Below are 6,416 nucleotides of genomic sequence, written 5' to 3'. Positions count from 1 at the left end.
CACCTGCCCCCACCCGGACTTCCCCGCCACCAATTCGATTGCGCGCAATTTAATTGCGCGCTATCTATCTCCCATGTCGCCGGAAGACTTCCTCCGCCTGGACCTCCAGCTCTGCTTTCCGCTCTACGCGGCGTCGCGGGCGATGGTGCAGGCCTACACGCCGCTCTTGTCGAAGCTGGGGCTGACGTACCCGCAGTACCTGGTGATGCTGGTGCTGTGGGAGACGGACGGGGTGTCGGTGAAGGAGCTGGGGGAGAAGCTGTACCTGGACTCAGGCACGCTCACGCCCCTGCTCAAGCGGCTGGAGACGCTGGCCTTCGTGCGCCGGGAGCGCTCCACCGAGGACGCGCGGTCGGTGCGCGTGTCGCTCACGGCGCAGGGGCGCGGCTTGCGCCGCAAGGCCGCGTCCATCCCGGAGGCCATCGCCTGCCGCACCGGCCTGTCGATGGAAGAGCTGGCCCGGCTGCGCCGGGACGTCCAGCGCCTGTTCGAATCGGTTTCACGGTAGTTCGCAAACCCAAACGCAGTTCACGAAGGAGCACCCCATGGCCCAGGTCACCCTCGCCGAGAAGCTCTACTCCACCACCGCCACCACGCACGGCGGCCGCAACGGTCGGATCTCGCTGAACGACAGCCCCCTGGACAACCTGGAGCTGGCGATGCCCAAGACGCTGGGCGGCTCCGGCAAGACGACGGCCACCAACCCCGAGCAGCTCTTCGCCGCGGGCTTCTCCTCCTGCTTCGAGAGCGCCCTGCGCCTCGTGGCGGGCAAGATGGGCAAGAAGCTGGATGAGAAGGCGGGCGTGAAGGCCACCGTCACCATCGGCAAGACGCCCGAGGGCGGCTTCGGCCTCGCGGTGGAGCTCCAGGGCATCCTGCCCGGCATCCCCCAGGAGGAGGCGCAGAAGCTGATGGAGGCGGCCCACCAGGTGTGCCCGTACTCCAACGCCACGCGCGGCAACATCGAGGTGAAGGTCTCCGTCGCCGAGTAGCACGCAGCGCTTCACCCGGGCTCCCGCGCGTCGCACGGGAAGCCCGGGAGGCGCGGGCTGTTACACCTTGCCCGCTTCCACCACGCGCACCTTGTCGCCGCCCTCGAAGCGCGCCTCGAAGAGAGGCAGCCCCTTGGCCAGGTGCTGGAGCGTGTGGCCCAACTGGGTGTTCGCGATGGCGTTCATCTCCGTGCGCAGCGGCTCGACGTGGTGGGGCTCCAGCGTCACCAGGTGCGGCAGGCGGCGGAAGAACTCCACGTAGTGGTCGCGGTGTTTGGCCGCCACCTGCGGGTGCGCGACGAACACCTGCTTGGGCCCCACGGACGGAGACACGAGCGGGATGGAGGACATGTCCCAGAGCTCCTGCTCCACGTACACGGACAGCACCGCCGCCTCGTCGTGCACGCCCTCGAGCGTGACGAACTCCAGGTCCGGCATGCCCTGCCAGCGCAGGTCGTGGTACGCGCGCAGGAACGAGCGCACCAGCTCCGGCCGCACGCCGTAGTCCTCCGGCTTCGTGAGCATCAGCTTCAGGTGGCCGCAGCCCAGGTGCGCGGGCTCCAGCAGGTGCTCCATCAGCGCGGAGCGCGACTCCGGCGCCGGGTGCCCCAGGAAGGCATGCCACCCCGCCTCGTCGTTCAGGGGCGGCAGGGGCCGGTTGGACAGGCGCCGGTCGCTGGAGATGGACGCCACCAGCTTGCCCCACGCGAGCGTGTCGGTGTGCATGTAGAAGCGGCCGAATACCTCCAGCTCCTGGAGGAGGATCTCCTCCACCGTGCGGAGGTCGAGCGTCTTGCCGGTGATGCGCTCCACGCTGGCGAGCGCCAGCAGGAACTCGCCCGCGTCGCCGCCCGGCGTGCCGATGACGCCCTGCTCGTCGCGGCCGTCCACGCACGAGCGCCGGCCGCTCATCAAGAGCGCGGACAGCCGGGCCCACCGCACCTGGCTGGGGTCGCCCACGTGCTGCTCGATGTGCGCCTTCGTCAGCGGCCCGTCGCTGGGGCCTTCCTCCACGAAGGTGGGCGTGGTGAGGCCGCGCTCGAAGATGTGCGAATGCCGGGTGGCGGAATAGCCCGCGTTGCGCCACGCGAGCATCCCGCCCGACAGCGCCGCCACGTACCGCATGCCCAGCGCCTGGAGGAACTGCGTCGCCAGCCCCGCGCGCCGGCCGCTGTGGGACACCAGCACCACGGGCATGTCCGGACCCAGCTGCTGGGACACCTCCGCGATGCGCTCCAGCGGCACCCAGAGGGAGCCGGGGATGTGGCCCATCAGGCCGGTGAGCTCCTCCTTCTCCCGGATGTCGATGACGCGCAGCGCGCGCCCCTGTTCAGCCACGAACTGCACCGGTACTCGCGGCGTCATCGCGCCGCTGGCGCGCAGCTCGGCCTTCCACTTCATCTGGAAGAGGACGGAGTTGACGTGAGGGGCCACGGCGTCAGGGCGCGGAGTGGTCATGTGGGGGCGTGCCAGGCGCTGGCAGGAAGGCCAGCAGGTTGTTCTGGATGTTCTCGCAGATGGCGTCGAGCGGCAGGTCGTTGTCGTCGGTGCCGAAGGGGTCCTCGATTTCGACGCCGATCTCCTCGATGCCGAAGAAGACATACGTGACGACGAAGGTGGCGGGCACCGTCACCCACCCGAAGGTGTCCACCAGCGAGAAGGGCAGGGTGGCGCAGTAGAGGATGAGGGCGCGGCGCAGGTGCACCATGTACGCGAACGGCATGGGCGTGCGGTGGATGCGCTCGCAGCCGCCCAGGTAGTCGATGAGCAACTGCACGTTCTGGTCGAGCTGCATCTGGACGTACTCCGGATACAGCCCCGAGCGGCGCCCTTCGTCCAGCACGGCCGTCATCCGCCGCGCCACGCTGAGCGGGACATGCTGCGCGCTCAACACTTCCTGCACGAAGGCCTGGGGCAGCTCCGCCACCCTGGGGCCCAGTTGACGCTGGCCGCGCAGCCACGCGGCGGCGGCGAAGGGGAACGCGGCCGTCCAGCGCACCAGCGGGGCGTACAGGGGCGTGCGGCCCAGGAACACCTCCGACGCACGTGCCAGGTTGCGCGTCTCGTTGACGATGCCGCCCCACAGCTTGCGGCCCTCCCAGAAGCGGTCATAGGAGGCGTTGGTGCGGAACACGAGCAGCAGGCTCAAGCTCATGCCGGCCAGCGTGTGCACCGTGAGGGGCACGCCCACGTGGGTCACGTGCAGCGAGAAGGCCACCACGCCCGCGGACCAGAGGACGAACAACAACACACGGCCGACGATCTGCTTCACCATCGAACCGCGCAGGTAGTGGAAGTAGCTCCACCATCGATGCGGATCATACTCAACCATGGGTCCTCGAGCCTCCCGTTGGGGGGCGCGCATGCTAACCGCACCGCGCCGCGTCGCGAGGAGGGCTTTTGCAGGATTGCGGATGCACGACGCTCCGGGCCGTGGCCTGTCCGACAGCCCTTCGGCTAAGGAGGAGGGAGGCCCGCTTCCAAGGAGACGTCCCCATGCGCCGTCACGTCACGCTCCCGCTGCTGGTCCTCCTCGCCGCACCGCTGGGGGGTTGCAGTGCCCTGCGCACGGACGTCCTGCTGGACACGCTGAACGCGCCGGAGTCCTCCGCGCCCCAGGACGCGCCGCCTCGGGTGCCGGCGGTGGAGCGCGTGGCGGGGCTCACGCGCGCGCAGCTCATGGACGCGTATGTGGATGCCGAGCGCGCGGGTGGGTGGATGGACGCGCTGGGGGCATCGCCGGAGGTCGTGCTGGACATGACGGCCTGTCTGCTCCAGCGCGCGGGGGCCGACACCGCAACCTGTTATGAGAACGACACGCGCATGGGCTTCATCGACCGGGCGGTGAAGGCGTCGGCGTGGGGCGTGCCGCTGCCCGCGCAGTCGCTCTCCGTGGCGACGCCGTCGGAGGCGGAGGTGGACGCGGAGCGCTTCCTCGCGAACACGCTGGGGCTCGCGCCGTCGCTGGCGGCGTTGCAGCAGTCGCTGGAGGTGCCGCTGACGCGCGAAGCGCTGGCGCAGGGCATCCGCGAGGGCGCGGCGTCCGCGGCCGGCTACGTGCGGGCGCGCGCGTGGCGCCGGGACCTGAAGCGGCCCACCAACGCGGTGGTGCTGAGCGGTGGCGGGGCCAACGGGGCGTTCAGCGCGGGCGCCATCTGGCGGCTCCTGGGCATCCTGGAGCAGTGCCGGGGCAAGCCCGCGCCGGAGGGGTGTGGGGATGCGCGCATCGACCTGGCGGCGGGGACGAGCACCGGGGCGCTCATCAGCACGCTGGTGGACCTGTTCCACACGCCGGGGCAGGAGGCGAAGGCGCGCCAGCTGCTCATGGGCAACTACACGTGCACGGTGGAGTCGGACCTGTACTGCGTGAACTCCACGTGGCTGTGGAACCTGGCGGACGACACGCGGGGGCTGGTGCAGTTCGATGGCGTGTACTCGAAGCTGGATCAGTTCATCGAGCCGGCCATGTTCCACAATGGCACGGAGCTGGTGTCGGTGTCGGTGGACTTCCAGACGGGGGATGTCTTCGGCGTGAGCGACCAGGACCCGGCGGACTTCAAGGCCGGGGGGACGGACGCGGAGCGCAAGCGGGGGATGACGCGGGCCATCGTGGCGTCCATCGTGGAGCCGGTGCTGTCGGATCCGGTGAAGTTGCTGCCGTCGGCCTCCGGGAACCGGAACGGGACGTACTACGACGGCGGGGTGCGCTCCGGGCTGCCGCTCCTCCAGGCGGTGCAGCGCGGGGCGGAGCGGGTGCTGGTGATTTCGACGGGCGGGGTGAACCCGGGGCCGGAGAAGGATCCGAAGAACGCGATGAGCGTGCTCATGCGCACCATCGACCTGTTCGTCGCGCAGCCGCGCGTGGGCGAGGTGCAGCAGGCGGAGCTGCTCGCGGTGGCGCGCCGGCTGGGCGAGTACAACGTCTGCATGCTGCGGGGCGCGGGCGAGGACTTCTGCCGCCGCAAGGGCACGGGCTTCGAGTCGGCCCGGACGGTGGCGCCGGCGGCGGGGCAGGCGGTGTGGATGGGCTCGGCGCGCTTCGACCAGGTGGCGACCAGCTGGCGCACGGCCTGGATGTTCAAGCCGGAGACGGGGCTGGCGACGGCGAGCGGCTATTCGTTCACGCCGGAGGTGATGCAGCCGCTCTTCGTGGCCGGGGTGGAGTCGCTCCAGAAGCGGTGCACGGAGGTGCTGGGCCTCTTCGACATCCAGGGCACGCTGGCGGCCCGGGAGTGCGCACGCCAGTTGGTGGAGGTGACGGACGAGGCGCGCGAGGCGCTCCCGTCCGTGGCGCAGTGCCGCAAGGACAAGCCGGAGCGCCGCACGTGTGACTGAAGGCGGGACTACTTCCCGCCGTCCTTCACCCAGGCGCCCCAGTCCGCGAGCGTGCCGCTGTCCTCGGCGACGCGCTTGCCCTTGAGCGGGGCGCGGAAGATGCCGTCCGACAGCGTTCCGAAGCGGGCCTCGTCCGCGAGCCCGTGGAGCGCGGCGCCCCATGGATCCGCGGCGTAGGAGGCGACCTGCACGCGGCGCTCGGCGCCCTCACCCAGCGGTGTTTCGAAGACGACGGCGGGGATGGAGTGCTGGGCGACGGTGAGGGTCTCCCGGCGCGAGGGCGCGGTGCCGGCGGTGACGGGCGGCCACTGCTGCGGCAGGCTGACGGCTTCGCTGACGAGCGCGAGGAGGGCCTCTTCCACGGGCGTGGCTTCGGCCTCCTGGAAGTCCGCGCAGGGCGCGTCGCCGGTGGGGCCGGTCAGGTCCTTGCGCAGGAGGAAGCCGCGTTCGGCGCCCATGCAGACGCGGCGCACGGAGGGCGTGCCGGAGATGTCCTGGCGCACGTCGAACCAGGTGCCCGGGCCCCAGGGCCGCTCGAGGGCGGGGAGGGTGCCGCCAGCGTCGGTGCCCTGGCGGAAGGACACGAGCGTGAGCTGCTGGCTGCCGCTGGCGCCGAAGCCGGACAGGGTGGTGCTGGCGTCGAGCAGGCCGTGGGTGAGGTACAGCGGTCCGGGCTTCGAGGCATAGAGGCGGTTCTGGAGGGGGCCGTCGCTGGGGCGGCTGTCGTGCAGGTAGCGCTGGGCGTCCCACGAGCGGCCGGCGGCGGTGGTCTGCTCGGCGGAGCGCTGGCCGCGGTGTTCGGCCTTCCAGGGCTGGGTCTCTTCCATGCGCATGGGCAGCACGCGGTTCTGGGAGAGGCGCGGGTGGGACAGGGGCTTGCCCTGATCATCGGTGAAGGTGACGGTGAGCCACGCCCACGGAGCCTGCACGGCGACGACCTCCAGGGCGACGTGGCCGGCCACGGCGGTGCCAGGTCCGGGAGGCCCCGCGACGCGCTGGCCACCGGGGCGACCCCGGTGGGCGGAGAAGGCGTACTCCACGCGGTCGCCGACGCGGGCGCGCTGCCACGGCGAGGCGGTGGTGGGGGTG

At 71.0% G+C, this 6,416-nt stretch carries 6 protein-coding genes; 3 read left to right on the top strand and 3 right to left on the bottom strand.

Going from position 1 to position 6,416, the window contains the following annotated elements; genetic code table 11:
• Positions 1-73: 73 nt before the first annotated feature.
• On the top strand, positions 74-508 hold the full coding sequence (locus tag D7Y13_RS36425; RefSeq protein WP_120534025.1) for a MarR family winged helix-turn-helix transcriptional regulator: 435 nt from the start codon (positions 74-76) through the stop codon (positions 506-508).
• 37 nt (positions 509-545) lie between these two features.
• Complete coding sequence (locus D7Y13_RS36420; RefSeq protein WP_120534024.1) at positions 546-992, top strand: organic hydroperoxide resistance protein; 447 nt, start codon at positions 546-548, stop codon at positions 990-992.
• Positions 993-1,052: 60 nt separating this feature from the next.
• Here the strand turns inward: D7Y13_RS36420 and D7Y13_RS36415 are convergent, their stop codons facing one another.
• The gene (locus D7Y13_RS36415; RefSeq protein ID WP_120585941.1) at positions 1,053-2,450 is read right to left on the bottom strand and encodes a rhodanese-like domain-containing protein; all 1,398 of its coding nucleotides are present in this window, start codon (positions 2,448-2,450) and stop codon (positions 1,053-1,055) included.
• A complete protein-coding gene (locus D7Y13_RS36410) occupies positions 2,431-3,324 on the bottom strand; it encodes a bestrophin family protein (protein ID WP_120534022.1) in 894 nt (297 codons plus the stop codon). The genes D7Y13_RS36415 and D7Y13_RS36410 overlap by 20 nt, the downstream gene beginning before the upstream one ends.
• Before the next feature lie 164 nt (positions 3,325-3,488).
• Here D7Y13_RS36410 and D7Y13_RS36405 point away from each other — a divergent pair, with 164 nt between their 5' ends.
• On the top strand, positions 3,489-5,327 hold the full coding sequence (locus D7Y13_RS36405) for a patatin-like phospholipase family protein (protein WP_120585940.1): 1,839 nt from the start codon (positions 3,489-3,491) through the stop codon (positions 5,325-5,327).
• A gap of 8 nt (positions 5,328-5,335) precedes the next feature.
• On the opposite strand, the gene D7Y13_RS46045 is transcribed toward D7Y13_RS36405, so the two are convergent.
• Positions 5,336-6,416, bottom strand: a 1,081-nt coding sequence (locus tag D7Y13_RS46045) for a DUF6068 family protein (protein ID WP_120630950.1), incomplete at its 5' end; no start/stop codon positions are given.

It is taken from the genome of Corallococcus praedator, assembly GCF_003612125.1.
In the GTDB taxonomy this organism is placed as follows: domain Bacteria; phylum Myxococcota; class Myxococcia; order Myxococcales; family Myxococcaceae; genus Corallococcus; species Corallococcus praedator.
The sequence above is the reverse complement of the archived record's forward strand: the minus strand, read 5'-3'. Positions and strand labels throughout refer to the sequence as shown.